The organism is Desulfomicrobium aestuarii (genome assembly GCF_055385525.1).
In genome coordinates, this window is record NZ_AP042427.1 from 1719158 (window position 1) to 1741287 (window position 22130).

Here is a 22130-nt window from a genome sequence, read left to right on the forward strand (position 1 = left end):
TCGTGCCGGCGGAAACAAAAACGTAGCCCCCGGCCCCACGGCGTGCTATGTTGCCGCAAAAGGCCGTCAAACGGCCCAGGCGGGGCAACATGAACGCATTGCGTCCGTTTTTTCTCCTCCTCGTTCTCCTGTCGTCAGCGTGCGTTGTATCGGCAGCGCCGAGCCCCTTTGCCATTCATTTCTTCTACGGCCAGGGCTGCCCCCACTGCGCCAAGGAGGAAAAGGTCCTGCGGGAGTATGAAAACCGCTACGGCAATCTGCGCATCGAGCGGTACGAAGTCTATTTCAACCAGGAAAACATGGACCTGCTCGAAAAGGTTGTCGAGCGCCTTGAAGCGTACCCCCCCGCCGTGCCGTTCCTCGTGGTCGGAGACGAGTACGTCGTGGGGTTCGACGAGAACTTCACGCCGGACATGATCAAGACGCTGATCGCAAAATGCCTGCCCGGGCATTGCCCCGACGTCGTGCGGCAAATCCTCGGGGGTGAGAAAGCCCCCCCGGTCCAGGGCTCTGCGCAGACCGCCCGACCCGCGGAGCAAACCTGGGTCATCACGATCCCCCTGGCGGGAGAAATCGACGTACGCTCCTTCTCTCTGCCCATGCTGACCGTGGTCATGGGCTTTCTGGACGGATTCAACCCCTGCGCCATGTGGGCCCTGATCTTCCTCATCGGCCTTTTGCTCGGCATGCGAAACCGGGCGCGGATGTGGCTTCTGGGCTCCGTCTTCATCGTCGCCTCCGCCTTCGTCTATTTTCTGTTCATGGCCGCCTGGCTCAACATCATCCTCTTCTTCGGACTCGTGATCTGGGTCAGGATCGCCATCGGTCTCATCGCCCTTGCCGGAGGCGTGTACAGCGTCACGGACGCCTTTCTCAACCCCGAGATAAGCTGCAAGATGACCGACGACGTACGGCGCAGGCAGTTCCGCGTCCGCCTGCGAAACGCCATCGGGCAGCAAAGCCTCCTGCTGTCCTTGGTCGGAATCTCGCTCCTGGCGTTCATGGTCAACCTCGTCGAGATCGTCTGCTCGGCGGGCTTCCCGGCCATCTACACGCAGGTTCTCTCCCTGAGCGCCCTGCCGACCTGGAAGTATTACGCCTACATCGTCCTCTACATCTTCGTTTTCATGCTGGACGACCTCATCGTCTTCTTCGCCGCCATGCTGACCCTGGAGATCACGGGCGCGACCACGACCTACGTGCGCTATGCTCGCCTGCTGGGCGGATTGCTCATGCTCCTCATCGGGGCCCTGCTCATATTCAGGCCCCAGGTGCTCATGTTCGGGTAGGGCTCCCGCAGCGGGGATGTCCGGGGATCAGGGGGGAACGGGTGATCGGCTCAGGGCTTCGGCCACGGCAGGCGGCCGCTGACCACGGCCTCCTTGCGGTCGCGGGGGAGATTCTTCATCCAGAGTTCAAGGGAAAGAGCCCGCGACCTGCTGCCCGCCGGGGCGGAAAAAACCAGTTCCAGGGGGCCGCGGCCGCGCAGGTATCGGGCGGCCCTGGGGCCGCCCGAGGCATGCTCGGACAGTCGGCGGGCCACATCGGTGGAGATGCCGGTGTAGAGGGTGCCGTCGCCGCAGCGCAGCACGTATACGAACCAGTCGGCCACGGGATCAGGCCGGGAGGGTATGCAGCACGGAGAAGAAATGCAGGGTGCTCCCTGCGATGACGAAGAGGTGCCAGATGGCGTGGCTGTAGGGCAGGCGCTTCCAGACGTAGAAGACCACGCCCAGGGTGTAGGCCAGGCCGCCCAGGGCCAGCAAGGTCAGGCTCGTGCCCGGCAGGGAGGCGTACATGTCGCGCATGACCAACACGCACAGCCAGCCCATGCCGAGATAGATGCTCAGGGACAGGCGCTTGAAGCGGTACACGCAGCAGCATTTGAGGACCACGCCGGCCACGGCCAGAATCCAGACCACGGCGAAGACGACCCACCCCGTGGTGCCGCGCATGGAGACCAGCATGAACGGCGTGTATGTTCCGGCGATGAGCAGGAATATGGCGCTGTGGTCCAGGGTCTTGAGGATGCGCTTGGCGCTCGGCAGCGGGATGGCGTGGTACAGGGTCGAGGCCAGGTAGAGAAGGATCAGCGTGGACCCGAAGATGGAGAAGCTGACCACGTGCCAGGCGTCCCCCTGGGACACGGCCGAGACGATGAGCACCACCAGGGCGGCGATGGACAGCCCCGTGGCCACGGCGTGAGTGATGCTGTTGGCGATCTCCTCGCCCATGGTGTACTGCGAGACGAACTTCTCGAGGCCGCTCATGAGTTCCTCCTCTCCGCCGCGCCGGACTGTGCGCTATCGCCCTCAGCCGCCTGCTCGCGGGTTGCGTTGTCCACTTCGGTCGCGAAATCGTTGATCCAGTGAATGCGGTCGGCCCTGCACTGCAACTCCGAGGATACACCGTCGCGGAAAACCGCGAGTTCGATGGTCTTGCCCTGCTCCGAGAGGTGCTCCACGGCGTCGAGCAGGTCGGAGTCGCCAGAGGACAGGAGCAGCGTGTCGTAGTTGCGCTGATGGATGAGGGACAGGGTGGCGATGCCCACGTCCACGCCCTTCTGGATCTCGTTGAAGACCCGGTGGGTGGTTTCGCCGTTCTGGTTCTGACAGCGCAGGGAGACCTTCTGCCCGCACTCCTCGCAATAGGCCTTGTCGGCCCGCTGCTGCTTGAGGCCGTAGAACTTGGTGATGATCTTGGGCCCCATGGGCGGGCCGCTGCGCAGCCAGCGGTGAAAATTGTCCTGCCCGTCCGAGGGCGGGTTCGGCGTGGAGTTGAGGTAGTAGGCCCGCCAGATGGGGCCATCCTGCTCCAGGTACTGGCGCAGGCGCAGGTAGCTGAACTCGTAGCCGCTGCGCACGCTGTGGCGGGCGTTGAACATGTAGCTCGCGTCGATGAGCCAGAGCTTGCGTTTCGGGGTCATTATTCCTCGATGGAACGAGTGTTTCGATCCGTATTTTCCATTCATGCCACAATCCGGGCCCCGCCGCCAGTCCCGCCTAGGCAGGGAACGTCGGCCCGAAGCGCTCGCCCGTCAGGCATCTGCCGCCCTCCGGCGTGACCACGAAGGTGTTCTCCACGCCGACCATGCCCAGCCCCGCGATGCCGATCTTGGGCTCCAGGGCCAGGACCATGTTCTCTTCCAGGGGACGGTCGAAGGTCGGGGCGATGACGGGCCACTCGTCGATGGCCAGGCCGATGCCGTGGCCCAGGAACCCGACCTTGTTGCGCCCCAGGCCCATGAAGCCCTCGCCCATCCCGTTGGACAGGGCGATGCGGATGCAGTCGCGGTATAGCACCGCCGGCACGGCCCCGGGGACCAGCCGGCTGGCCAGGTGCTCCTGTATCTGAAGGCAAAAGTCCTGGGCCCGGTCGGCCTCCTCGGGGATGACGGACTCCTCGGCCCAGTACACCTGGGTCTTGTCCGTGTGGTAGCCCTCGAGGCAGAAGCCGCAGTCCAGGGCCAGGGGCTCGCCGCGCTGCCAGACCTTTCCGGCGTAGCCCAGGAACGGCAGGACCGGGTGCGCCCCGCGCAGGCCCAGGGGACCGTTGAAGACCGTCGGGTAGTTGGCCGAGTCGCCGGCCGCCACATGCCCCAGAAAAATCTCCTCGCCCGCGTTCTGCATGCGCATCATGCCCTGGTGGCCGTGGCTGTAGAAGGCGTCCCACACGGCCAGGGCGATCTCGCGCTCGGTCATGCCGGGGCGGATCAAGTTCGGCAGGGTGTCGTTCAGGGCCTTGTCGTGCCGCTCCCCGGCCAGGCGCAGCTTGGCCAGCTCCCACGGCGTCTTCACGGCCCGGGTCCAGGCCATGGCCGTGTCGCCGGGCACCAGGACCACGCCGGGGAGCTTCGAGCGCAGCAGTTCGCCCATGGACCAGGTCAGGCCCGACATCTCGACGGCCACCTCGTCGCCCATGGGAACTCCCGCGTCCTGCAGCAGCGCGGGCAACTGGGAATAGGACTTGAACTCGACGATGCGGCTCATGGGCGAGTCGAGCTGCGCCCGCTCGATGCCCTTGCGGCACAGCAGCACGGCCTCGCCGTCCATGGGCACCCACAGCACGCCGCTGACCCAGGCGCCGGTCAGGTGGTAGAGCGCCAGCCGCGAAAAGACGAGGATCCCGGACGCGGCCGGGTTCAGCGTGTTCAGGTGCAGGCGCAGGCGCGCGGTGCGCTCCGACACCTCGGACAGGGGCATTTGCTCAAGGGAGAGAAAGCTCACGCGACCTCCTCGCACAGGGTGTAGTCCATGGTCCGCCGCCGGGGGGTGAAGCCGGCCTTCTGCACCAGGGTGCGCAGTTCGGCCTCGGGCAGGCGGAAGTGCACGCCCGTGGCCGCCACGACGTTCTCCTCCAGCATGGTCGAGCCCATGTCGTTGGCGCCCCACATCAGGGCCAGCTGGCCGACCATGGGCCCCTGCGTGACCCAGGAGGCCTGGATGTTGTCGATGTTGTCGAGATAGAGACGGCACAGGGCCAGGAACTTGAGGTACTCGTGGGACGAGGTCTCGGGCATCGGCATGCGCGTGTTGCGGGGCTGGAAGGTCCAGGGGATGAAGGCCGTGAAGCCGCCCGTGCGGTCCTGCAGGTCTCGCAGGCGGTCGAGGTGCTCCATGCGCTGGTCGAAGGTCTCGCCCTGGCCGAACATCATGGTCGCCGTGGTGCGCATGCCCAGGCCGTGGGCCGTCTCCATGACCGAGAGCCACTGGTCTGCCGAGCACTTGCGCGGGGAGACGCGGTCTCTGACCTCGTCGACCAGGATTTCGGCCCCGCCGCCGGGCATTGAGTCGAGGCCGGCCGCGCGCAGTTCCGTCAGGATGTCGGCCACGGGGCGCGACTCCCTGCCGCTCAGGTAGAAAATTTCCGAAGGCGAGAAGCCGTGCACAGCCACCTGCGGGAAACTCGCCTTCAGAGCCCGCAGGAGGTCCGCGTACCAGGCCAGGGGCAGGTCGGGGTTCATGCCGCCCTGCAGGAGAATCTGATAGCCGCCCAGATCCACGGTTTCCTGCACCTTGGCCAGGATCTCGTCCGTGGACAGGACGTAGCCGCCCTCGTCGCCCGGGCCCTTGAAGAATGCGCAGAACTTGCAGCCCGAGACGCAGACGTTGGTGTAGTTGATGTTGCGGTCGACGATGTAGGTCACGATCCCTTCCGGGTGCATGTCCATGCGCCGGCGGTGGCCGAGTTCCCCCAGGGTGAAGACGTCGTGCATGTCCCAGACGTATCGTGCTTCGCTTCGTTGCATGCGGGTTTTCATGGGCGATCCTTGTGATGACGTTGTGCTGGCCGAAGTGCTAGCCCCGGGCGGGCCGAGAGGTCAAGGGCCGGGCCTTGCCAAAGGCGGCCCCTTGTGGTTGAAGTCGGGGCCACGCGAGGAACGAACATGACCATATCCGTATTCGACTGCCGCATGTGCGGCCACTGCTGCCAGGGCCGGGGAGGCATCGTGGCTTCGGCCCCGGAACAGGAACGCCTGGCCGCATTCCTGGGCCTTGACGTCGCCCAGTTCCGCGAGCGCTACACCGAGCCCCAGGGCAAGAAGACGGTCCTGCGTTGCGGCGACGACGGCTACTGCGTCTTCTTCGACCGCGACAAGGCCTGCACCGTGCATCCGGCCAAACCCGACGTCTGCCGCGCCTGGCCGTTTTTCCGCGGCAACCTGGCCGACGCCGTGAGCTGGGAGCTGGCCCAGGACTACTGCCCGGGCATCGTGGCCGAGAGCGGGCATGCCGAGTTCGTTCGCGTCGGCCTGGCCTACGTGCAAGACACCGGCCTGGCCAAGAGCGGCCGCGAGGACGAGGCCGGCGCCCTGCGCGTCGCCGATCTGTGCGGGAAGACGGAAGAGAGCTGATGCGCCTGTCCGAGTGCTATTCCCTGCTGGAGGTTTCGCCCGGCGCGACCCTCGACGAGATCAAGGCCAGCTACCGCCGCCTCGCCTTCAGGTACCATCCGGACCTGAACCCCGGCGACGCGCGCGCGGCCCAGCGTTTCACCCGTCTGAACGAAGCCTACGTGCTGCTGAAGAAGAACCTGGAACGTCCCGAGCCCGAGGGCGATGCCGAGGGCGGGCGGCGCTACAGCGCCGAGACCATCCGCCAGGAAGAGGAGGCCAAGATCAAGCGCGGCGGCCGCCCCTACGGAGGGTTCTCGGCCAGGCAGGAGGAGGTGCTGCGGGACATCCTGAACGACCCCTTCGCCAAGCAGGTCTTCGAGGACATCTTCAGCAGGCTCAAGCGCGGCATGGAGCCCGGCACGGAACCTGCCGAACCCATCCGGACGAAAAGCCTCAAGGTGAAATGGGGTGAGCGCGCCCTGAATTTCAATCTGGGCCGGGGGCTCGTGGCCTCGGTCAAGGACTGGGCGGCGCGCCAGCTCGACGACAGCCAGACCGTGCGCATGCCCGCCCGCTCCCTCATCCCCGGCACGACCCTGCGCGTGCAGATCAAACACCGATTCAGCCCGGAGCCGCGCACCATCGACGTGACCCTGCCCCCCGACTTCGTGGTCGGCAGGCCCATCCGCCTGCGCGGGATGGGGCGCCGGTTGGGTCCGTGGCGGGGCGACCTCTACCTGCGCTTCCTGGCCGTCTGAACAAAACCGAAGGGGCCCGGAGTTCGTTCGAACTCCGGGCCCCGTTGTCTCATTCTTCCTTCAGCCCTTCGATGATCTCCGTCCCCTTGGGCGGGACCAGGGTGAACTCCTTCTCGTCCACGGGTACGTCGAGCTCCAGACCCGTCAGTTCGAGTTCGTTCACGTTGCCGAAGAAATCCACCAGCTTGATGCGCTCCATGATGTCCTGACCCGGCCGCACCCAGACCTCGCCCTCCACCAGATTCGGCTCGGGCTCCTTGGGGATGAGCTTGAGGTGGCGGAATTCGCCGTCCATGCCCATGTCCTGGACCTTGAAATCGTCCTTGAGGTTGGCTTCGCCGGACAGGAAGCGGATCATGGTCTTGGAGCTCAGGACCTGCTCCACCGTGTAGCGGTAGACCGTCTCCTCGTCGGGGAAGTATTCCCAGACCGTGTCCTTGCCGATGATGAGCAGCTCGTTCTCGGGGCTGGTCGTCTCCCAGCGGATGAATCGGGGCCGCGCGAAGGCGATGTTGCCCAGGCGCTCCTGCACCTCCCGGCTGGAGGCGTTGGTCAGCTTCTGCAGGAAAAAGCCGCGGAAGGACTGCAGCGAATCGTAGCGCTGCTGAATCCTGTCCGTCAGGTCGTCGGCCTGCGCGCCCAGGGCGCCGCCCAGCACGATGGCCAGGGCGAAAAGAATGTTCAAGATATGTCGAGGCACGTGAACCTCCCGGTTTGTGTTGATTTTGCGGTTCATTGCACGTATCGGATGTTCCCTTTACGCCAGTCGGGCGAATACAAACTTTCCTTGCAGTTGTTAAGCCATGAACCCAGCCCCTGAAAAAATATCCCCCTTCGCCCCGTCCCTGCCGGCCCTGACGCTGCTGACCACGGTCTTCTTCGCCAACTTCCTGGCCCGGACCCTCTTCGGCCCCCTGCTCCTGCCCATCTCCGACCACCTCGGCCGCAGCCTGGCCGCCAGCGCCAACCTCTTCATCTTCCTCTCGGGCGGGTACAGCCTCGCGGTGCTCTGCGCGGGCTTCGTCTCGGCGCGCCTCGGGCACAAGGGAACCATCGTCGCCTCGGTGGCCTGCATCGGCCTGGGCCTCCTGGGCCTCGCGGGCTGCGACTCGTTTTTCGGCTTCTCGGTCTGGATCCTGCTCATGGGCGCCGGGGCCGGGCTGTACATGCCCTCGGGCGTGGTGACCATCACCGAGGTCACGCCCACGGCCCACTGGGGGCAGGCCTTCGCCGTGCATGAAATGGCCCCGAACCTGGCCTTCATCGCCTCGCCCCTGGTGGCCGAAGCCTTCATGGGCTCGGCCGGATACCCGGCCCTGTTCCGGCTGCTCGGCGCGCTGTGCCTGCTCCTGGCGGCCGTCTACGCCCTGCGTGGCCCGCGCACGGTGCGGCCGGGCATGCCCCCGGTCCTTCGAAACGTCAAGGTCATCGTCACCCGGCCGGCCTTCTGGATCATGGTCCTGCTCTTCGTGCTGGCCGTGGGCGTGGAGGTCGGCGTCTACAACCTCGTGCCGGCCTTCCTGGTGCAGGAAAAAGGCGTCGGCCGCGAGACGGCCAACATCATTCTGGGCTGCTCGCGCATCGCCTCACTGGCCTTCCTGCCCGCCACGGGCTGGATCATCCGCCGCATCGGCTACCGCCGCACCCTGGCCCTGTGCCTCGTCGGCACCGGCGCGGCCACTGCCCTGTCCGGGTACGGCCCCCTGTGGTGGACCGTGGCCATGCTGACCCTGCAGCCCGTCTTCGTGGTCTGTTTCTTCCCCGTGGGCTTCGCCGTCCTGTCCCTGGTCTGCCCCAAGGCGACCAACGACCTGTCCGTGTCCCTGACGGTCATGTGCACCTCCGTCATCGGAGCAGGTTTCATGCCGGCCCTGCTGGCCTGGGGCGGCGAGACCTTCAGCTTCGCCCTGTGCTTCGTCCTTTTCGGCATGGCCATGTGCGCGGCCAGCGCCCTGGCCGTGTCCAGGCTGCGCATCCCCGAACAGCCCTGAGACATTCGGCCCGAAATGCCGTGCAGGCATGATGTCATTCCCGCGAAGGCGGGAATCCATGCCTTTTCTCGGGAATCAACGCCTGTCCGGCCGCTTCCACCTCCCCGCTTCTCACCGCGAAATCCTTGCGCATGAAAAAATCCCCGCGGGAAATTCCTCTCCCGGGGGATTCCGTTCCGCCTGCAGCGCGCCGAAGCGGCGCAAAGCCTCACTCGTAGCGGGTCCAGCGCAGGGGTTCCACGTACTGCACCCCGACGGCGTAGCCTCCGGTGTGGGACGGCACGCACCATTTGACCTTGGCCCGCACGTCGCGCGCCAGGCCGATCAGATCCTGCGGCAGGCGGATCATGACGCTCGCTCCCTTGTCCAGGGCTTCGGTGTACAGGAAGCACAACCCTCCGCGGCTGAAATTGGAAACCGTGGCCGGGGCCGAGCCGGACGCGAGGGACGTGGATATCTGCACCAGATACTGCTTCTCGTGGCGCGGCCATTGCCGACGGTTGATCTTGGGCAGCATGCTTTCCTCCTGATGGTGTATGCCGAAAATCTGCGCGGAGCCTAGCAGCGAACGCGACAAAAGGACAGCCTCAGCCGTCCCCGTAAATCCGCTTCAACTCGGCCTCGTTCATGGTGAAGGTATGCTCCGGACCCGGGAACGTCCCCTCCCGCACCTCGCGGGCGTACGCCCCGACGGCCTCCTTGGCCTTGACGCCCAGCGTCTCGAACTTCTTCACGAACTTGGGCGTGAAACGGTCGAACATGCCCAGGGTGTCGTGCCAGACCAGCACCTGGCCGTCGCAGGCCGCGCCTGCGCCGATGCCGATGGTCGGGATGGACAGGCGGCCGGTCACGAGCTGCGCGACCTGCACGGGGATGCATTCGAGCACGATCATGAAGGCCCCGGCCTCTTCCAGGGCCAGGGCGTCGCGCAGGAGCTTGTTGGCCGCCTCGGCCGTGCGTCCCTGGACCTTGTAGCCGCTCAGGGCCGTGGCCGACTGCGGCGTGAGGCCCACGTGGGCGCAGACCGGGATGCCGGCCCGCGTCAGGGCCCGAACCTGGGCGGCGATCTCCTCCCCGCCCTCGACCTTGACGGCCTCGCAGCCGCCCTCCTGCACCAGCCGCCCCGCGTTCTCCAGGGCCTGGGCCGGGGAAATCTGGTAGCTCAAGAAGGGCATGTCGGTGACGACGAAGGTCTTCCCGGCTCCGCGCCGGACGGCCCGGGTGTGGTGGATCATGTCGGCCATGGTCACGGGTACGGTGGAATCGTAACCAAGCACGACCATGCCAAGGGAATCGCCCACCAGGATGACGTCAACCCCGGCCTCCTCCGCGAGTCTGGCCGACGGGTAGTCGTAGGCCGTGAGCATGACGATCTTTTCGCCGTCCTTTTTCATGCGGAGGAAGTCGTTCAGGGTTTTCATCATGAGTCTCCATTCGTCTTCTTGATTTCGTTGTCCGGACCGACCAGGACCACGACCGGTTCGTGGCCGGGAATCTCGTCCGGGGTCAGCTGCACGTAGGAGGCGATGATGACCTTCTGCCCGCGGCTGCCCTTGTGGGCCGCGGCGCCGTTGAGGCAGATCTCGCCCTTTTCGCCGAGAATGACGTAGGTGGACAGGCGCTCGCCGTTGTCCACGTTGTAGATGTCCACGCGCTCGTTGAGGTGGAACCCCGCGGCGCGGATGAGGTCCGGACAGATGGCCACGGACCCCTCGTAATCGACCTCTGCGCCGGTGATGGTCGCCCGGTGCAGCTTGGCCTGCAGAAACGTACGTAAAGGCATTTATCTCTCGAAGGCTATATGAATATTGTCGATGAGCCGCGCCTTGCCCAGGCGCAGGGCCACGGCGGCAAGAACATCGGCCCGGACCTCCTCGACCGTCTCGATGGTCGCGGGGTCCACCAGTTCCAGGTAATCGAGGCGCCCCATGGGGATGCGCTCCTCGTAGTACTTCCCGACGGCTGCGCGCAGGACGGCCGCATCGGTCTCTCCGGACCGGACCAGATCCTCCAGCAGGAGAAGGCCCTTGCGGATGTGCGGGGCCACGGCGCGCTCTTCGGGAGTAAGATAGACATTGCGCGAGCTCATGGCCAGCCCGTCGGCCTCGCGCATGATGGGACGCCCCTCGATGCGCACGGGGATGTCCAGCTCGCGCGTCATCTTGCGGATCACGGCCAGCTGCTGCCAGTCCTTCTCCCCGAACACCGCGAAGGTCGGCTGGACCAGGTTGAAAAGCTTGCAGACCACCGTGGCCACGCCCCGGAAATGGATGGGCCGGGAACGGCCGCAGAGGTTCGTGGTCAGCTCCGGCACCGTGACCCAGGTGCCGTGGTCCGGAGCGTACATGTCGTCACGGACCGGAGTGAAGAGCGCGTCCACTCCGGCCTCGCGGGCCAGGTCGGAATCGCGCTCAAGGTCCGACGGATAATTCTCCAGGTCTTCGCCGGGGCCGAACTGGGTCGGGTTGACGAAGATGGAGGCCACCAGGACGTCGCAGTGCTCCCGCGCCCAGCGCATGAGGCTCAGGTGCCCCTCGTGCCAGTAGCCCATGGTCGGGACCAGCCCGACCGTCAGCCCCTCCCGGCGCCAGACCAGACCCAGCTCCTGCATGGCCGAAGGCAGCGTGATGCGCAGCATGTCGTTCATCTGGCAGCCCTCTGCACATGCATGTCGAAGCATTCGCAACCGCAGTCGCAGACGATCTGGTCACCGCGGTGGCGACCGTCGGAGTCGTCGACGACGTCGAAGAGGACGCCCGAGTCGCGGTCGTAGTCGAACTCCATGCCGATGACGTCGACCATGCCGTAGAGGCCGCACTTGCGGCAGATGAAATCCCTCAGCTCTCCGAATTTAGCGTGCATTGTCGTCCCCCTGCGAGAGGCTCAGGCTCTCCAGTTGGATATTCAGGGCCTGCGTGGAAATGTGAATCTCGCGAGTGGACAGTCCCAGGGAGACCAGCATGGCCACAAGACTCAGCCCGAAGAGAATTTTGCCCAAAAGCACAAGGCCGGCGAAAAGAAAGAACATGCACAGGACGCACAAAAAAAGGCTGAGCACCCCGTAAAGCTGCATGAGACGGATGAGATTGACCCGCTGGCGCAGACTCTCGATCTGGGCCAGGATGGAGGGACCGTGGCTGGCCTCGTAGCGGTCGTGCAGGGTGCGGATGCGCGAGCCCAGGGCCAGGAAACGGTTGGTATAGGCCAAGAGGACCAGGGAGATGGTCGGGAAGAGCAGGGCCGGCGTGGTCAGTGAAATTTCCATGTTTCAACCAAAACTTTAAGATTCACACAGGGCGCGCAGCTCTTCGAGCTCGTCCCAGCGGGTCAGCAGGGCGTCCAGTTCGGACTCCAGGGCCTCCAGCCGGGCGGCCTCGGCGGCCACGACGGTGTGGTCATTGGTGTAGAAGTCGGGGGCGTTCATGCGCTCCTGCAGGGCCGAAACTTCGGCTTCCATGTCCTCGATGCGTCCGGGCAGGGCCTCGAGTTCCTGGTTCTCCTTCCAGGTCAGTTTGCGCGCCTTAGCTGTCTTGGGCTTCACCGCCTTGGGCTGGACGGCCTCGGGCTCTTCGGGCCTGGGCCGCTGCGCCAGCCAGTCGTCGTAGCCGCCGGCGTACTCCACCACCCTGCCCTCGCCCTCGAAGACGAAGCAGGAGGTCACGGTGTTGTTCAGGAACTCGCGGTCGTGGCTGACCACGAGCACGGTGCCGGCGAACTCGCCGATGAGCTCCTCCAGCAGTTCCAGGGTCTCCTGGTCCAGGTCGTTGGTCGGCTCGTCGAGGACGAGGACGTTGCAGGGCCGGGTGAAGAGCCGGGCCAGGAGCAGGCGGTTGCGCTCGCCGCCCGAGAGCACGCTGACCGGGGTCTGGGCGCGGTCGGGGGTGAAGAGGAAATCCTTGAGATACCCGATGACGTGGCGGCGGTTGCCGTTCACGTCCACGTAGTCCGAGCCGTCGCCGACGATGTCGCGGGCGGTCTTGGTCTCGTCGAGGATGGAGCGCATCTGGTCCGAGTAGGCCACCTCCAGGTTGGTGCCCTGGCGCACCTCGCCGGACTGCGGGGCCAGTTCGCCCAGCAGCAGCCCCAGGAGCGTGGTCTTGCCCGCGCCGTTGGGACCGACGATGCCGACCTTGTCGCCGCGCATGATGTTGGCCGAGAAATCGCGGATGACCGGGGCCTCTCCCCAGCCATAGGAAATGCCCTTGACCTCCAGCACCAGCTTGCCGGACGTGTTCGCCTCCTGGATCTGCATGGCCACGTTGCCCGTGCGCTCGCGGCGCTGCCTGCGCTCCAGGCGCATGGCCTTCAGGGCCCGCACGCGGCCCTCGTTGCGCGTGCGGCGGGCCTTGATGCCCTTGCGGATCCAGATCTCCTCCTCCTTGAGCTTCTGGTCGAACTTGCGCCACAGGGTCTCTTCCGTGGCCAGCACGTCGGCCTTGCGCTGCAGAAAGGTGTCGTAGTCGCAGGCCCAGTCCACGAGCTGCCCGCGGTCCAGCTCCAGGATGCGGTTGGCGACGTGACGCAGGAACATGCGGTCGTGGGTGACGAAGAAGAGCGTGCGCGGCTCCTTGACCAGGAACTCCTCCAGCCAGCCGATGGCCTCGATGTCGAGATGGTTGGTGGGCTCGTCCAGGAAGAGGATGTCGGGTTCCGCGGCCAGGGCGCGGCCCAGGAGGGTCTTGCGCTTGCCGCCGCCCGACAGGGACGCGAAGGGCGCGTCGGGGGCCAGTCCCAGGTGGGTCAGCACGGTGTCGATGCGCCGCGTCAGACTCCAGCCGGCCTGTTCGTCGAGCAGGCGGTGGGCACGATCGAGCAGCGCATGGTCCGCGCCCGCCTCGCCCTCGTGACGCAGGGCGGCCAAGCACCGTCCCGCCTCCCCCGCCCCCGAGGCCACGACGTCGTAGATGCTGCCCGTGAGATCGGCGGGCACTTCCTGGGGCAGGGAGGCCATGGTCAGCCCCTTGCTCCAGCCCACCTCGCCGGCATCGGGGGACAGTTCGCCCGCCAGGACGCGCATGAGGGTGGACTTGCCCTCGCCGTTGCGGCCCAGAAGGCAGATGCGTTCGCCGGGGTGTATCTGCAGGCTGATGTCGTCCAGCAGGGGCGGTCCGGAAAAGGACAGGGTCAGGTTGCTTGCGCTGATGAGTGCCATGTATTGGGGGGGAGATTGGTTGGGTGGTCAGACGCCCGACTCGTAGTGGGAAACACCCGGATTGTCCAGACGCGTCTCAGCGCCGGAAAATCCGGGCCCAGCGCAGGACGTTGAACATGCCGGCCAGGGCCTGGGCCAGGTAAGTCAGGGCGCAGGCCGTCAGTATCCGCCGCGCCGCTGCCTCGTCCTCGGGCGGGATGTAGCGGCCCGAGCGGAGCACGGGCAGGGCCCTGGAAAAGCTCGCGTCGATCTCCACGGGCAGGGTCACGAGGTGCACGAGCACCGGGATGCCCAGCACGCACGCGACGGCAACCAGCATGAGCCGCCCCACCACCGGCACCTGCAGGGCCGCGCCCAGCAGGGGGGCGACCATGACGGCCGCCGCGCCGATGCGTTCGGCCCAGATCCCGACCCGCACCAGAGCCGTGCGCAGGCGAAGCAGGCCGTCGCCGCTCTGGTCCTGCATGGCGTGCCCGACCTCGTGGGCGGCCACGACCACGGCCGTGAGGCTGCGCCGGCCGGCCGTGGCGGGGTTCAGGCGCACGACCTTCTCCACAGGGTCGTAGTGGTCGCCCTTGTCCGTGGTCTCCACCCGCACGCCGTGCAGCCGCAGGTCCTCTACGAGGATGCGGGCCAGGTCGATGCCCGTGCCTGAAAAATACTCCTCCCGGCCGTAGCGTTCGAGCATGTGCCGGGCCCACAGCCCCGGACCGATCACAAGGGCGGCCAGGGCGACCAGCGCCAGGGCGTAGAGCATCAGACCTTGCCCACGGGGGCGAGATAGAGGGCGAACTCGTCCTCTCCGTCCACGCCCAGGAACTCGTCCAGGGCCCGCTGGTGGAAGGCGGCCACGGCGCAGGTGCCGCACCCGGCGGCCTGGGCGGCGAGGTAGAGGTTCTGGCAGGCGTGGCCCGCGTCCAGGGCGATGACCCTGTGGGCGGCTTCCATGTAGCGCCACTCCATGCGGTAGGGGATGGTCGTCCAGATGAACGTCAGGGGGGCGCGGGGCACGAAGGACTGCATGAGGACGGCCTCGTGCAGGTGGGCTGAGAAATCCGTCCCGGCTTCGCGTTCCAGGACAAGGGCGTGGTCCAGGGGCAGGTAGCGGTACAGACCGGGCTCAAGCCCCGTGCAATCCCTGGCCGCGATGTAGGTCTCCAGGGCGTGGCGGCAGCCGGCCGAGGGCACGGTGCGGAACACGCTGGCGGCCCCGCCCGTGCGGCGCACGCCCTGCACGGCCCAGAGCAGGAAGCCCAGTTCGTCCAGGCTGACGGGTTCGTCGCGCCAGGCCCGGTGGCTCTTGCGCCCGGCCAGGGCCTGGGTCAGGTCCATGCGCCCGGCGAAACCCCCGGCCGGGTCCGACGGCAGAAGGGAAACGCGCTGCCCGGGCCGCGCCGGCTTCTGCACGGGCGGCGGGGCCACGCCCCGATTCTGGTCCGAGCGGGAGAAGTCGAGCAAAAGGCGCAGGTCGTCCTTGAGAAAGTCGCGCATGTCGCTCATGCCCGGGATGCGTCCGCTCATGGCCCCGCCTCCCCTTCCGGCAGGAGCGCCGTCTGTTCCTGGGCCAGCACCAACCGCCGGTAGTAGGCCAGGACCAGGCAGGTCATGGGCAGGGCGATCAAAAGGCCCAGCATCCCGAGAAGCTTGCCCCAGATGGACAGGGACAGGAGCATCACGGCCGGCGAGAGGCCCATGGCCTTGCCCATGATGCGCGGCACGAGGATGACGTCCTGCACGACCTGCGCGGCCACGAAGACCACGCCCGTCAGGCCCAGGACGATCCAGAAGGACTGCCCCGTCTCCAGGGCGTGGATGGCCGCGACCATGACGGCCGGGATGGCGCCCAGGACCTGCAGGTACGGCACCAGGCTCATGACGCCGAGCATGATGCCGAGCAGAATGCCCAGGGGCAGCCCGATGAGGAAGAAGCCCGTGGCGAAGACCACGCACAGGGCCCCGGAGATGAAGATCTGGCCGCGGAAGTAGCGGCTCATGGCCAGGTCGAACTCCTCCACGAAGGACACCACGCCCGCCCGGTACGGGGCCGGAATCATCTCCTTCCAGACCACGCGGACCTTCTGGAAGTCCAGGAGCAGGAAGATGAGGTACATGAAGACCACGCCGGGCACGACCAGGGCCATGATCACGCTGTAGGTGCCGGAGATGAACCCCATGATGCCGGGCAGGAGCCTGCGCAGTGCGGCCTGGGCCATGGAGATGAAGCTGTCCGTGCGGAAGAAGTTCTGGACTTCGGGCGTGTTGAAGTAGTCCCGCAGGGCCTGCCAGACGTCGGGCGGCAATCGCTTGGCCGCTGCTTCGGCCAGCTTGGAGTTGCTGACCAGGTCGGAGATGAGGCGGCCCATGTGCGCCATCTCGCGCCCCATCAGAGGCACCACGATGAGGAAAATCCCGACCACGACCAGCACGAAGAGGAGCAGGGTCAGGCCGATGGCCACGCTCCTGCTCTTGACCACCCCCTGCACCCGGAGCACCAGCGGGTTCATGATGTAGGCCAGGATCAGGGCCACGGCGAAGGGCACGAGCACGTCGCTCAGGTAGCCCAGGGCCGAGATGATGGCCCAGACCAGGCCCACGGACAGGGCCATGCGCACGACGCGGTCGAAGGAATAGGGTTTTTCGTCGAGAATCATCGGCCCTCCGGCGGATGGAAGATGTCGAAGCGGTCCGGGCTTTCCCCGCTTCCGGCAGATAGCAGAGTCGGCCATGCCTTGGAAGCCCGGACAGCCCACGTCCCTTGATTTGAAATCGCCCTTCACCTACACGAACGCATCCGCACCGCAAACCAAGGGCAGCCCCATGTTCGAACCGCAAAGCATCATCGCCTTCCTGACCCTGGCCAGCCTCGAGATCGTCCTTGGCATCGACAACATCGTCTTCATCGTCATCATCACCAACAACCTGCCCGAGGCCCTGCAGGCCAAGGCGCGCAAGATCGGCCTGGCCATGGCCATGCTGACCCGCATCGGCCTGCTGTTCGCCATCACCTGGGTCATGGGGCTCACGGCCACCCTCTTCACGGTCATGGAGCACGCCGTGTCCGGCCGCGACCTCATCCTGCTGGGGGGCGGGCTCTTCCTCATCGCCAAGGCCACCTTCGAGATTCACGAGAAGCTGGAGCACAGGCCCGAGGAGGACGTGCGCGTGCGCAAAACCCTCGGCTTCGTCTCGGCCGTTACCCAGATCATGTTCCTCGACATCATCTTCTCGCTGGATTCCGTCATCACGGCCGTGGGCATGGCCAACAACATCTCCGTCATGATCGCGGCGGTGGTGGCCGCAGTGGCCGTGATGCTCCTCTTCGCCGACACGGTCAGCGGGTTCGTCAAGCGACAGCCGACCATCCAGGTCCTGGCCCTGTCCTTCCTCATCCTCATCGGCGTGTTCCTGGTGGCCGAAGGCATGGGCAAGCACATCGACCGCGGCTACATCTACTTCGCCATGAGCTTCTCCCTGCTGGTGGAGATCCTGAACCTGCGCATGCGAAAGGTTTCCGCGGCGAGGAAGGCCTGAGCGGGTACTCACAAACCCGACTTGCCTTGCAGGCCGCCCTCGCCTAAAAGAACTAACCCCATTTTCTTTTTGGAGAACAGCCATGGCCTTCGCCCCGACGTTTTTCCACACCTTCCTGGAGAGCTGCTCCACGCACCGGGACAATCTCGCCTTCATCTACCGCGTGGGCGAAGACGAATTCCGGGTCACCTACGAGAAGTTCTTCGAGGACGTGCTCATCCTGGCCCGCGCCTTCAAGGCCAACAAGGTCCGCCGCGGGGACAAGGTCTTCCTGCTGTCCGACAACCGCTACTCCTGGATCGTCACGGACATGGCCCTGCAGGCCCTGGGCGCCGTCAGCGTGCCGCGCGGGTCCGACACGCCGCCGAGCGAGATCGAGTTCATCGTCACCCATTCCGGGGCGGAGTTCCTCATCCTCGAGACGGAGAAGCTCTACAGGGACTGCCAGCCCCTGATCAAAACCCTGAAACCCAGAGGGCTTTTCATCATCGCGGGCGAAGAGAAGCACTCCTGGTTCGACAAGGCCGTGACCTACAGCGAACTCCTCAAGGACCGGACCATCGAGCCGCGCGACATCGAGTGGTTCAAGGGGCTGGCCGCCAAGATCACCCCCGACGACCTGCTGACCATCATCTACACCTCGGGGACCACCGGCACGCCCAAGGGCGTCATGCTGACCCATTCCAACATCATGCACAACGTGCGCACCCTGCCGCCGCTCATCAGGCTGCAGTCCGACGACGTGTGGGTGTCCATCCTGCCGACCTGGCACATCTTCGAGCGCACGGCCGAATACCTCTCCGTGGCCAAGGGCAGCTGCCTGGTCTACTCGTCCATCCGCACCTTCGCCTCGGACCTCGAAACCTACAAGCCCACCCAGGTGGCCACGGTGCCGCGCATCTGGGAGTCCCTCTATTCCAAGATCACGGCCGCACTGAAAAAGAAAGACCCGAAGAAGGCCAAGATCTTCAACCTGCTCGTCCGGGTCTCGGCCGCCTACCGCCGCAACAGGCGCATCATGCGCGACCAGCTGCCGGTCTTCGAGAAGAAGGCCTTCCCCCTGCGCTGGGCGGCCAAGCTCCGCGCCGCGGTGGAGAACGTGTTCCTCTTCCTGCCCTACCTCCTGGCCCAGAAGAAATTCACCCTCGTACAGGACAAGTTCGGCGGCCGGCTCAAGGCGGCCATCAGCGGCGGCGGCAGCCTGCCGCCCTACCTGGACGAGTGGATCGACGCCATCGGCATCCGCATCGTCAACGCCTACGGCATGACCGAGTGCTCGCCGGGCATCGCCGGCCGAGGCTTCAACTGCGATGTCTTCGGAACCATCGGCCCGGCCGTGGCCGAGACGGAACTGCGCATCGTAAATGACCAGGGCGAGGTCGTGCCCAACGGCACCGAAGGCGAGATCCAGGTCCGCGGGGCCCAGGTTTCCAAGGGCTACTACAACAACCCCGAGGCCAACGCCTCGGCCTTCACGCCCGACGGCTTCCTGCGCACGGGCGACCTGGGCAAGCTGACCCTCACGGGCGAACTGGTCATCACCGGCCGGGCCAAGGAGATCATCGTCCTGGCCAGCGGCGAGAACGTGGACCCGACCAACATCGAGGCCACCCTGTCCATGTTCCCCTTCGTCCAGGACGCCGTGCTGGTGGGACAGGACAAAAAGGGCCTGGGCGCCCTCATCGTGCCTGACCTCGAAAAGCTGCGGGAATTCGTCTACGAGAAGTACAATCAGGTCCTGGACGAGACCGAGTCCGCCCTGAAGGACAAGCAGCTCCTGGACCGCCTGCGCGAGGAGATGAACAAGCTCCTGAACGCCAAGAAAGGCTTCAAGCCCTACGAGAAGCTCCAGAACATCCATTTCCTGGACAAGGAGTTCACCCTCGGCGAGGAGCTGACCAACTCCTTCAAGAAGAAGCGGCACGTCATCGAGAAGAAGTACAAGGACATCATCAACCGGCTTTTGAAGTAGCGGGCCAGGCGCCTGGCGAGGACGGAGCTCTCCGCCGTCCCCAAAGCCGCGCCGCAGCGCCCGGCCGGATCACCCCCTTTCCAGCAGAAAACGGAACCACGGCCGTTTCGTGCGCACGGGCGAGATCGGCGCATAATCCCACAGGTCCAGCGGTTCTCCGCGAAGCACGGACATCGGATGTTCATCGACCAGGCGCCGGGCGTCCCGCTCCCCGAGCAGGTCCCCCGCAACGTCCACTGCCTGTCGGAGCAGCGGGCGGCGCGAACGGACGCCATGGCAGTCGCTGGCCAGGAAATGCACCAGACGGTGCTCCAGAAGCCGCCTGCACAGCGCCGCCATTTCCGGCCCCAGACGACCCAGGAGGCTTGCTGCCGTGATCTGCACGGCCACGCCCATGGACACCCAGCCGTAAAGTCTGGCCGGGTCGCGCCGGACGTAGTCGTATCTCTCGGGATGCGCCAGCACCACATGGTAGCCGCGCCGGCGCAGACTCTGCAGATGGTCGTCGATACCCGGGGGCGGCGCATATCCCGGGAGTTCGAGCAACAACCACGGACCGCCGTTGAGGGTTTGAAGCCTTTCCCCATCGAGATGCGCATCGAGGCTTGCGTCCATGCTGAGTTCGCTCCCGGTCCAGACCTTCAGCGAGACCCCTTCGTGCAGAAGGCGGGTCTGCAACTGCGCAACGGCATGGACAATCTCCGCTCGCCCGTTGGGCCAGAACATCGGGTGCCAATGCGGGGTGCAGATCACTCCGTCGATGCCGTCGTCCACGGCCATGCGCGCCATGGACACCGCCTCGTCCATCGTTCCGGGCCCGTCATCAATGCCGGGAAGCATGTGGCAGTGAATATCGATCATGTGCCCTCTGCCTTGCCAAAACGGCAGAAGCGAGCCGGCCCCCTGCCATTTTCGGCGATAGCGTTCATATAACGCAACTTCGGCTCATCCCGCCGTATCGTCAATGCCTGAGCGCCGATGTTGACAACCCTGGCCAAATGGTTCACCGGCGTTGATATGTGGCGCGAAGATTCTTCGCGCCGCATCTCCACGAAACAGATTGCACGCGTCAGGACATGAAATCGTCGACGATCGACGACAAGTATCCGGGCCGGCAACCGATTCGTAATATCTTCCATGTAGAATCGAATGATCACACGCATTGACAGCATATTACGACTAGCCATTTCTCTGCTGCTGGTGTTCTGTACGCCACCGGTAGTCCACGATTATGGCCCGGCCTCCGTACCTTCCCTTGAGCAAAGATCCAAGACGGATCATTTTGCACCCAGCATCGCGGAGTCGGCAATTGGGTCTTTCGACCTCGTGCAGAGGGTGAACCACAAATCTTCAGACAGAACATTTTACGACGCCGTAGTTCCCGATCAAGTCTCGATCTCTTCAACCCCATTCCTTGCATTTTCACCCTTCAAAATCATCGATCGCTTTGCCCGAAAAATCAGCTTCAAAGCGATCTCCAGCCGCGCGCCTCCTCGTTTCCTGCTCTAAGATAAGCGTTCCATTTTTCCATCGATGCAGCTTGATATCGGTGGTGAACCTTATGTCCTTCAATGCAGGAGGCTTCATGCCAAACGACAACACTCCGCGCCACGATTGCGCCCATTCACCTACGCCACAGCAGGAAATCGACTACACCCCCAAGAACTACAGCTTGCGTGAAAGCATGCCGACACTGCTGAAGTTCCTTGCTATCGCCGGGTTTATTTTCTTCATATTCTGGTTTTACGAATCGCGTTAGTCAGAGCAAATAAAGTTCTACGTGTCCTTAACCTCCTTGCGGGAGGCATATGCATCCCGCAAGGGCATCGTATAACAAATTTAGCGCGAGACTAATGATGATTCCGAAAAAAAATACACCTATACACTGGCATTACTTCATCGCTCTGGAAAATGATATTTCGCAATTTTCAAGGTTTTTGGAAATTGCCGAGTCAAACTTCTCCAGTTACTCAATTGAACTTGGTCGCATACTTTTTGCTGCAGCTTCAGAAGTTGATGTTATTGCAAAAAAATACTGTCAAAAATTAGAAAATAGCTGCGCTGCAGACAACATTGGAAACTACAAGACGATCATAACAAAGCATCACCCGGACTTCAACGCAATCAAGGTACATCTGCCAAGATTCGGTTTGACGCTGACACCGTGGAACAAATGGCGCACAGATACGCAACCGCTTTGGTGGCGTGCATACACCAGAGTAAAGTACGAACGCCATGAACACTTTGCCGAGGCCAATCTCAAAAACGCACTCAATGCGGTGGCGGCTCTCTACGTTCTCCAGATTTTTCTATACCGGAGAGAAGCGGAAGCAGGAGAACTCACTCCTAACCCGCAACTTTTCCTGATTGGCGAGACGCCCACTCTTGATGCCACAACCGGAAACCATGAAAAAGGGCTTATCTACAATTTTGTCTCTGCAGGCGACGAAGGTTAGGCGTGAATTTGCGCTCTTCGATTACATATATTTTGCGTTATTTCGTTAATAATACTGAGCACATCAAATGTTCAGCCTGCATATTGATCCAAAGATCAACATTTTTTACGAACACAACATGATCACCAATGATTTCAAATAGAAAAATATATTTATCACGTATGCATCAATATCATTTGACTTTCGAAGTCACCAAAACTATGTGACGCTCAACACTGCTGAGTTCCGCCGAGGGCGGAAGCGGGGGACCCATTCTTTGGGGCGAATCGCACATGCGTAGGGTACCTTTCGACCCGAGCCCGTCAGCTAACCTCGTAAGCATCGAAAGGAGACCTCCCTTTGGCGTGAGGCCTCCTCATGGTTCATGCCTCTTTTTTTGAGGCGGGGGGTTATTTATGTGTCGTCCCATCCGCAAAGCCTCGCGGCTTTCTCGC

General features: G+C 64.2%; 27 protein-coding genes and 1 riboswitch. Of the genes, 8 read left to right on the forward strand and 19 right to left on the reverse strand.

Going from position 1 to position 22130, the window contains the following annotated elements; all coding sequences use genetic code 11:
- Positions 1 to 89: 89 nt before the first annotated feature.
- Positions 90 to 1289: a glutaredoxin family protein gene (locus tag ACZ5AC_RS07810; protein ID WP_464250383.1), complete on the forward strand. Its 1200-nt coding sequence runs from the start codon at positions 90 to 92 to the stop codon at positions 1287 to 1289.
- Between the two features lie 50 nt (positions 1290 to 1339).
- Here ACZ5AC_RS07810 and ACZ5AC_RS07815 read toward each other — a convergent pair whose 3' ends face one another.
- The 5 genes from ACZ5AC_RS07815 to mqnC all read right to left on the reverse strand — a co-directional run bounded on the left by ACZ5AC_RS07815 (position 1340) and on the right by mqnC (position 5260).
- Positions 1340 to 1612 carry a GIY-YIG nuclease family protein gene (locus ACZ5AC_RS07815; RefSeq protein ID WP_464250384.1) on the reverse strand — a complete coding sequence of 91 codons (273 nt, stop codon included), beginning with the start codon at positions 1610 to 1612 and terminating at the stop codon, positions 1340 to 1342.
- A 4-nt stretch (positions 1613 to 1616) separates the two neighbouring features.
- On the reverse strand, positions 1617 to 2270 hold the full coding sequence (trhA, locus tag ACZ5AC_RS07820; RefSeq protein WP_464250385.1) for a PAQR family membrane homeostasis protein TrhA: 654 nt from the start codon (positions 2268 to 2270) through the stop codon (positions 1617 to 1619).
- Positions 2267 to 2926 carry an NYN domain-containing protein gene (locus ACZ5AC_RS07825; protein ID WP_464250386.1) on the reverse strand — a complete coding sequence of 220 codons (660 nt, stop codon included), beginning with the start codon at positions 2924 to 2926 and terminating at the stop codon, positions 2267 to 2269. Before ACZ5AC_RS07825 ends, trhA begins: the two co-directional genes overlap by 4 nt.
- A gap of 76 nt (positions 2927 to 3002) precedes the next feature.
- Positions 3003 to 4226 carry a M24 family metallopeptidase gene (locus tag ACZ5AC_RS07830; RefSeq protein WP_464250387.1) on the reverse strand — a complete coding sequence of 408 codons (1224 nt, stop codon included), beginning with the start codon at positions 4224 to 4226 and terminating at the stop codon, positions 3003 to 3005.
- On the reverse strand, positions 4223 to 5260 hold the full coding sequence (gene mqnC, locus ACZ5AC_RS07835) for a cyclic dehypoxanthinyl futalosine synthase (RefSeq protein ID WP_464250388.1): 1038 nt from the start codon (positions 5258 to 5260) through the stop codon (positions 4223 to 4225). The genes ACZ5AC_RS07830 and mqnC overlap by 4 nt, the downstream gene beginning before the upstream one ends.
- A 126-nt stretch (positions 5261 to 5386) precedes the next feature.
- Between mqnC and ACZ5AC_RS07840 the strand changes: the two genes are divergently transcribed.
- Together ACZ5AC_RS07840 and ACZ5AC_RS07845 are read left to right on the forward strand one after the other, a co-directional pair.
- Complete coding sequence (locus ACZ5AC_RS07840; protein WP_464250389.1) at positions 5387 to 5854, forward strand: YkgJ family cysteine cluster protein; 468 nt, start codon at positions 5387 to 5389, stop codon at positions 5852 to 5854.
- On the forward strand, positions 5854 to 6594 hold the full coding sequence (locus tag ACZ5AC_RS07845) for a J domain-containing protein (RefSeq protein WP_464250390.1): 741 nt from the start codon (positions 5854 to 5856) through the stop codon (positions 6592 to 6594). Before ACZ5AC_RS07840 ends, ACZ5AC_RS07845 begins: the two co-directional genes overlap by 1 nt.
- Before the next feature lie 49 nt (positions 6595 to 6643).
- Here ACZ5AC_RS07845 and lolA read toward each other — a convergent pair whose 3' ends face one another.
- Entirely contained in the window at positions 6644 to 7294 is a 651-nt protein-coding gene (gene lolA / locus ACZ5AC_RS07850) for an outer membrane lipoprotein periplasmic chaperone LolA (protein WP_464250391.1), read from the reverse strand.
- Between the two features lie 103 nt (positions 7295 to 7397).
- Here lolA and ACZ5AC_RS07855 point away from each other — a divergent pair, with 103 nt between their 5' ends.
- Positions 7398 to 8585, forward strand: a complete 1188-nt coding sequence (locus ACZ5AC_RS07855; protein WP_464250392.1) for an MFS transporter — start codon at positions 7398 to 7400, stop codon at positions 8583 to 8585.
- Positions 8586 to 8793: 208 nt separating this feature from the next.
- Here the strand turns inward: ACZ5AC_RS07855 and ACZ5AC_RS07860 are convergent, their stop codons facing one another.
- The 10 genes from ACZ5AC_RS07860 to ACZ5AC_RS07905 form a co-directional block, all read right to left on the reverse strand.
- Positions 8794 to 9102, reverse strand: coding sequence for a PilZ domain-containing protein (locus tag ACZ5AC_RS07860; protein ID WP_464250393.1), 309 nt, complete (start codon positions 9100 to 9102; stop codon positions 8794 to 8796).
- 70 nt (positions 9103 to 9172) lie between these two features.
- On the reverse strand, positions 9173 to 10009 hold the full coding sequence (gene panB / locus ACZ5AC_RS07865) for a 3-methyl-2-oxobutanoate hydroxymethyltransferase (protein WP_464250394.1): 837 nt from the start codon (positions 10007 to 10009) through the stop codon (positions 9173 to 9175).
- Positions 10006 to 10368 (reverse strand): aspartate 1-decarboxylase, encoded by a 363-nt coding sequence (gene panD, locus ACZ5AC_RS07870; protein ID WP_464250395.1) that lies wholly within the window; start codon positions 10366 to 10368, stop codon positions 10006 to 10008. The genes panB and panD overlap by 4 nt, the downstream gene beginning before the upstream one ends.
- Positions 10369 to 11223, reverse strand: a complete 855-nt coding sequence (gene panC, locus ACZ5AC_RS07875) for a pantoate--beta-alanine ligase (protein WP_464250607.1) — start codon at positions 11221 to 11223, stop codon at positions 10369 to 10371. It abuts the gene before it with no gap.
- A 5-nt stretch (positions 11224 to 11228) separates the two neighbouring features.
- Positions 11229 to 11447: a hypothetical protein gene (locus ACZ5AC_RS07880; RefSeq protein WP_464250396.1), complete on the reverse strand. Its 219-nt coding sequence runs from the start codon at positions 11445 to 11447 to the stop codon at positions 11229 to 11231.
- Complete coding sequence (locus tag ACZ5AC_RS07885) at positions 11437 to 11850, reverse strand: DUF2721 domain-containing protein (protein ID WP_464250397.1); 414 nt, start codon at positions 11848 to 11850, stop codon at positions 11437 to 11439. The genes ACZ5AC_RS07880 and ACZ5AC_RS07885 overlap by 11 nt, the downstream gene beginning before the upstream one ends.
- A 15-nt stretch (positions 11851 to 11865) precedes the next feature.
- Positions 11866 to 13737, reverse strand: coding sequence for an ATP-binding cassette domain-containing protein (locus tag ACZ5AC_RS07890; RefSeq protein WP_464250398.1), 1872 nt, complete (start codon positions 13735 to 13737; stop codon positions 11866 to 11868).
- A gap of 76 nt (positions 13738 to 13813) precedes the next feature.
- Positions 13814 to 14494, reverse strand: coding sequence for a zinc metallopeptidase (locus tag ACZ5AC_RS07895; RefSeq protein ID WP_464250399.1), 681 nt, complete (start codon positions 14492 to 14494; stop codon positions 13814 to 13816).
- Positions 14494 to 15258 carry a SagB/ThcOx family dehydrogenase gene (locus ACZ5AC_RS07900; RefSeq protein WP_464250400.1) on the reverse strand — a complete coding sequence of 255 codons (765 nt, stop codon included), beginning with the start codon at positions 15256 to 15258 and terminating at the stop codon, positions 14494 to 14496. The genes ACZ5AC_RS07895 and ACZ5AC_RS07900 overlap by 1 nt, the downstream gene beginning before the upstream one ends.
- Positions 15255 to 16388, reverse strand: coding sequence for an AI-2E family transporter (locus ACZ5AC_RS07905; protein ID WP_464250401.1), 1134 nt, complete (start codon positions 16386 to 16388; stop codon positions 15255 to 15257). The genes ACZ5AC_RS07900 and ACZ5AC_RS07905 overlap by 4 nt, the downstream gene beginning before the upstream one ends.
- Positions 16389 to 16554: 166 nt before the next feature.
- Here ACZ5AC_RS07905 and ACZ5AC_RS07910 point away from each other — a divergent pair, with 166 nt between their 5' ends.
- Positions 16555 to 17268: a TerC family protein gene (locus tag ACZ5AC_RS07910; protein ID WP_464250608.1), complete on the forward strand. Its 714-nt coding sequence runs from the start codon at positions 16555 to 16557 to the stop codon at positions 17266 to 17268.
- Positions 17269 to 17350: 82 nt separating this feature from the next.
- The gene (locus ACZ5AC_RS07915) at positions 17351 to 19240 is read left to right on the forward strand and encodes an AMP-dependent synthetase/ligase (RefSeq protein ID WP_464250402.1); all 1890 of its coding nucleotides are present in this window, start codon (positions 17351 to 17353) and stop codon (positions 19238 to 19240) included.
- A gap of 69 nt (positions 19241 to 19309) precedes the next feature.
- On the opposite strand, the gene ACZ5AC_RS07920 is transcribed toward ACZ5AC_RS07915, so the two are convergent.
- The 3 genes from ACZ5AC_RS07920 to ACZ5AC_RS07930 all read right to left on the reverse strand — a co-directional run bounded on the left by ACZ5AC_RS07920 (position 19310) and on the right by ACZ5AC_RS07930 (position 20827).
- The gene (locus tag ACZ5AC_RS07920; RefSeq protein ID WP_464250403.1) at positions 19310 to 20101 is read right to left on the reverse strand and encodes a tyrosine-protein phosphatase; all 792 of its coding nucleotides are present in this window, start codon (positions 20099 to 20101) and stop codon (positions 19310 to 19312) included.
- Positions 20098 to 20427, reverse strand: a complete 330-nt coding sequence (locus ACZ5AC_RS07925) for a hypothetical protein (protein ID WP_464250404.1) — start codon at positions 20425 to 20427, stop codon at positions 20098 to 20100. The genes ACZ5AC_RS07920 and ACZ5AC_RS07925 overlap by 4 nt, the downstream gene beginning before the upstream one ends.
- Positions 20428 to 20662: 235 nt before the next feature.
- Positions 20663 to 20827, reverse strand: coding sequence for a hypothetical protein (locus tag ACZ5AC_RS07930; protein WP_464250405.1), 165 nt, complete (start codon positions 20825 to 20827; stop codon positions 20663 to 20665).
- Here ACZ5AC_RS07930 and ACZ5AC_RS07935 point away from each other — a divergent pair.
- Together ACZ5AC_RS07935 and ACZ5AC_RS07940 are read left to right on the forward strand one after the other, a co-directional pair.
- On the forward strand, positions 20826 to 20999 hold the full coding sequence (locus ACZ5AC_RS07935; protein WP_464250406.1) for a hypothetical protein: 174 nt from the start codon (positions 20826 to 20828) through the stop codon (positions 20997 to 20999). The genes ACZ5AC_RS07930 and ACZ5AC_RS07935 overlap by 2 nt on opposite strands.
- Before the next feature lie 97 nt (positions 21000 to 21096).
- A complete protein-coding gene (locus ACZ5AC_RS07940) occupies positions 21097 to 21696 on the forward strand; it encodes a hypothetical protein (protein ID WP_464250407.1) in 600 nt (199 codons plus the stop codon).
- A 206-nt stretch (positions 21697 to 21902) separates the two neighbouring features.
- A riboswitch (cyclic di-AMP (ydaO/yuaA leader) is annotated at positions 21903 to 22032 on the forward strand.
- Positions 22033 to 22130: the final 98 nt, after the last annotated feature.

Bases quoted from the DNA above. Each gene is read 5' to 3' on its own strand.
- panC (WP_464250607.1), bottom strand. From the start codon at position 11,223: ATGCTGCGCATCACGCTGCCTTCGGCCATGCAGGAGCTGGGTCTGGTC.
- ACZ5AC_RS07860 (WP_464250393.1), bottom strand. From the start codon at position 9,102: ATGCTGCCCAAGATCAACCGTCGGCAATGGCCGCGCCACGAGAAGCAG.
- panD (WP_464250395.1), bottom strand. From the start codon at position 10,368: ATGCCTTTACGTACGTTTCTGCAGGCCAAGCTGCACCGGGCGACCATC.
- ACZ5AC_RS07810 (WP_464250383.1), top strand. From the start codon at position 90: ATGAACGCATTGCGTCCGTTTTTTCTCCTCCTCGTTCTCCTGTCGTCA.
- ACZ5AC_RS07920 (WP_464250403.1), bottom strand. From the start codon at position 20,101: ATGATCGATATTCACTGCCACATGCTTCCCGGCATTGATGACGGGCCC.
- ACZ5AC_RS07895 (WP_464250399.1), bottom strand. From the start codon at position 14,494: ATGCTCTACGCCCTGGCGCTGGTCGCCCTGGCCGCCCTTGTGATCGGT.
- ACZ5AC_RS07910 (WP_464250608.1), top strand. From the start codon at position 16,555: ATGTTCGAACCGCAAAGCATCATCGCCTTCCTGACCCTGGCCAGCCTC.
- ACZ5AC_RS07930 (WP_464250405.1), bottom strand. From the start codon at position 20,827: ATGAAGCCTCCTGCATTGAAGGACATAAGGTTCACCACCGATATCAAG.
- trhA (WP_464250385.1), bottom strand. From the start codon at position 2,270: ATGAGCGGCCTCGAGAAGTTCGTCTCGCAGTACACCATGGGCGAGGAG.
- ACZ5AC_RS07900 (WP_464250400.1), bottom strand. From the start codon at position 15,258: ATGAGCGGACGCATCCCGGGCATGAGCGACATGCGCGACTTTCTCAAG.
- ACZ5AC_RS07905 (WP_464250401.1), bottom strand. From the start codon at position 16,388: ATGATTCTCGACGAAAAACCCTATTCCTTCGACCGCGTCGTGCGCATG.
- ACZ5AC_RS07825 (WP_464250386.1), bottom strand. From the start codon at position 2,926: ATGACCCCGAAACGCAAGCTCTGGCTCATCGACGCGAGCTACATGTTC.
- ACZ5AC_RS07845 (WP_464250390.1), top strand. From the start codon at position 5,854: ATGCGCCTGTCCGAGTGCTATTCCCTGCTGGAGGTTTCGCCCGGCGCG.
- ACZ5AC_RS07885 (WP_464250397.1), bottom strand. From the start codon at position 11,850: ATGGAAATTTCACTGACCACGCCGGCCCTGCTCTTCCCGACCATCTCC.
- ACZ5AC_RS07880 (WP_464250396.1), bottom strand. From the start codon at position 11,447: ATGCACGCTAAATTCGGAGAGCTGAGGGATTTCATCTGCCGCAAGTGC.
- ACZ5AC_RS07915 (WP_464250402.1), top strand. From the start codon at position 17,351: ATGGCCTTCGCCCCGACGTTTTTCCACACCTTCCTGGAGAGCTGCTCC.
- panB (WP_464250394.1), bottom strand. From the start codon at position 10,009: ATGATGAAAACCCTGAACGACTTCCTCCGCATGAAAAAGGACGGCGAA.
- ACZ5AC_RS07840 (WP_464250389.1), top strand. From the start codon at position 5,387: ATGACCATATCCGTATTCGACTGCCGCATGTGCGGCCACTGCTGCCAG.
- ACZ5AC_RS07855 (WP_464250392.1), top strand. From the start codon at position 7,398: ATGAACCCAGCCCCTGAAAAAATATCCCCCTTCGCCCCGTCCCTGCCG.
- mqnC (WP_464250388.1), bottom strand. From the start codon at position 5,260: ATGAAAACCCGCATGCAACGAAGCGAAGCACGATACGTCTGGGACATG.
- ACZ5AC_RS07925 (WP_464250404.1), bottom strand. From the start codon at position 20,427: ATGGCTAGTCGTAATATGCTGTCAATGCGTGTGATCATTCGATTCTAC.
- ACZ5AC_RS07890 (WP_464250398.1), bottom strand. From the start codon at position 13,737: ATGGCACTCATCAGCGCAAGCAACCTGACCCTGTCCTTTTCCGGACCG.
- ACZ5AC_RS07935 (WP_464250406.1), top strand. From the start codon at position 20,826: ATGCCAAACGACAACACTCCGCGCCACGATTGCGCCCATTCACCTACG.
- ACZ5AC_RS07940 (WP_464250407.1), top strand. From the start codon at position 21,097: ATGATTCCGAAAAAAAATACACCTATACACTGGCATTACTTCATCGCT.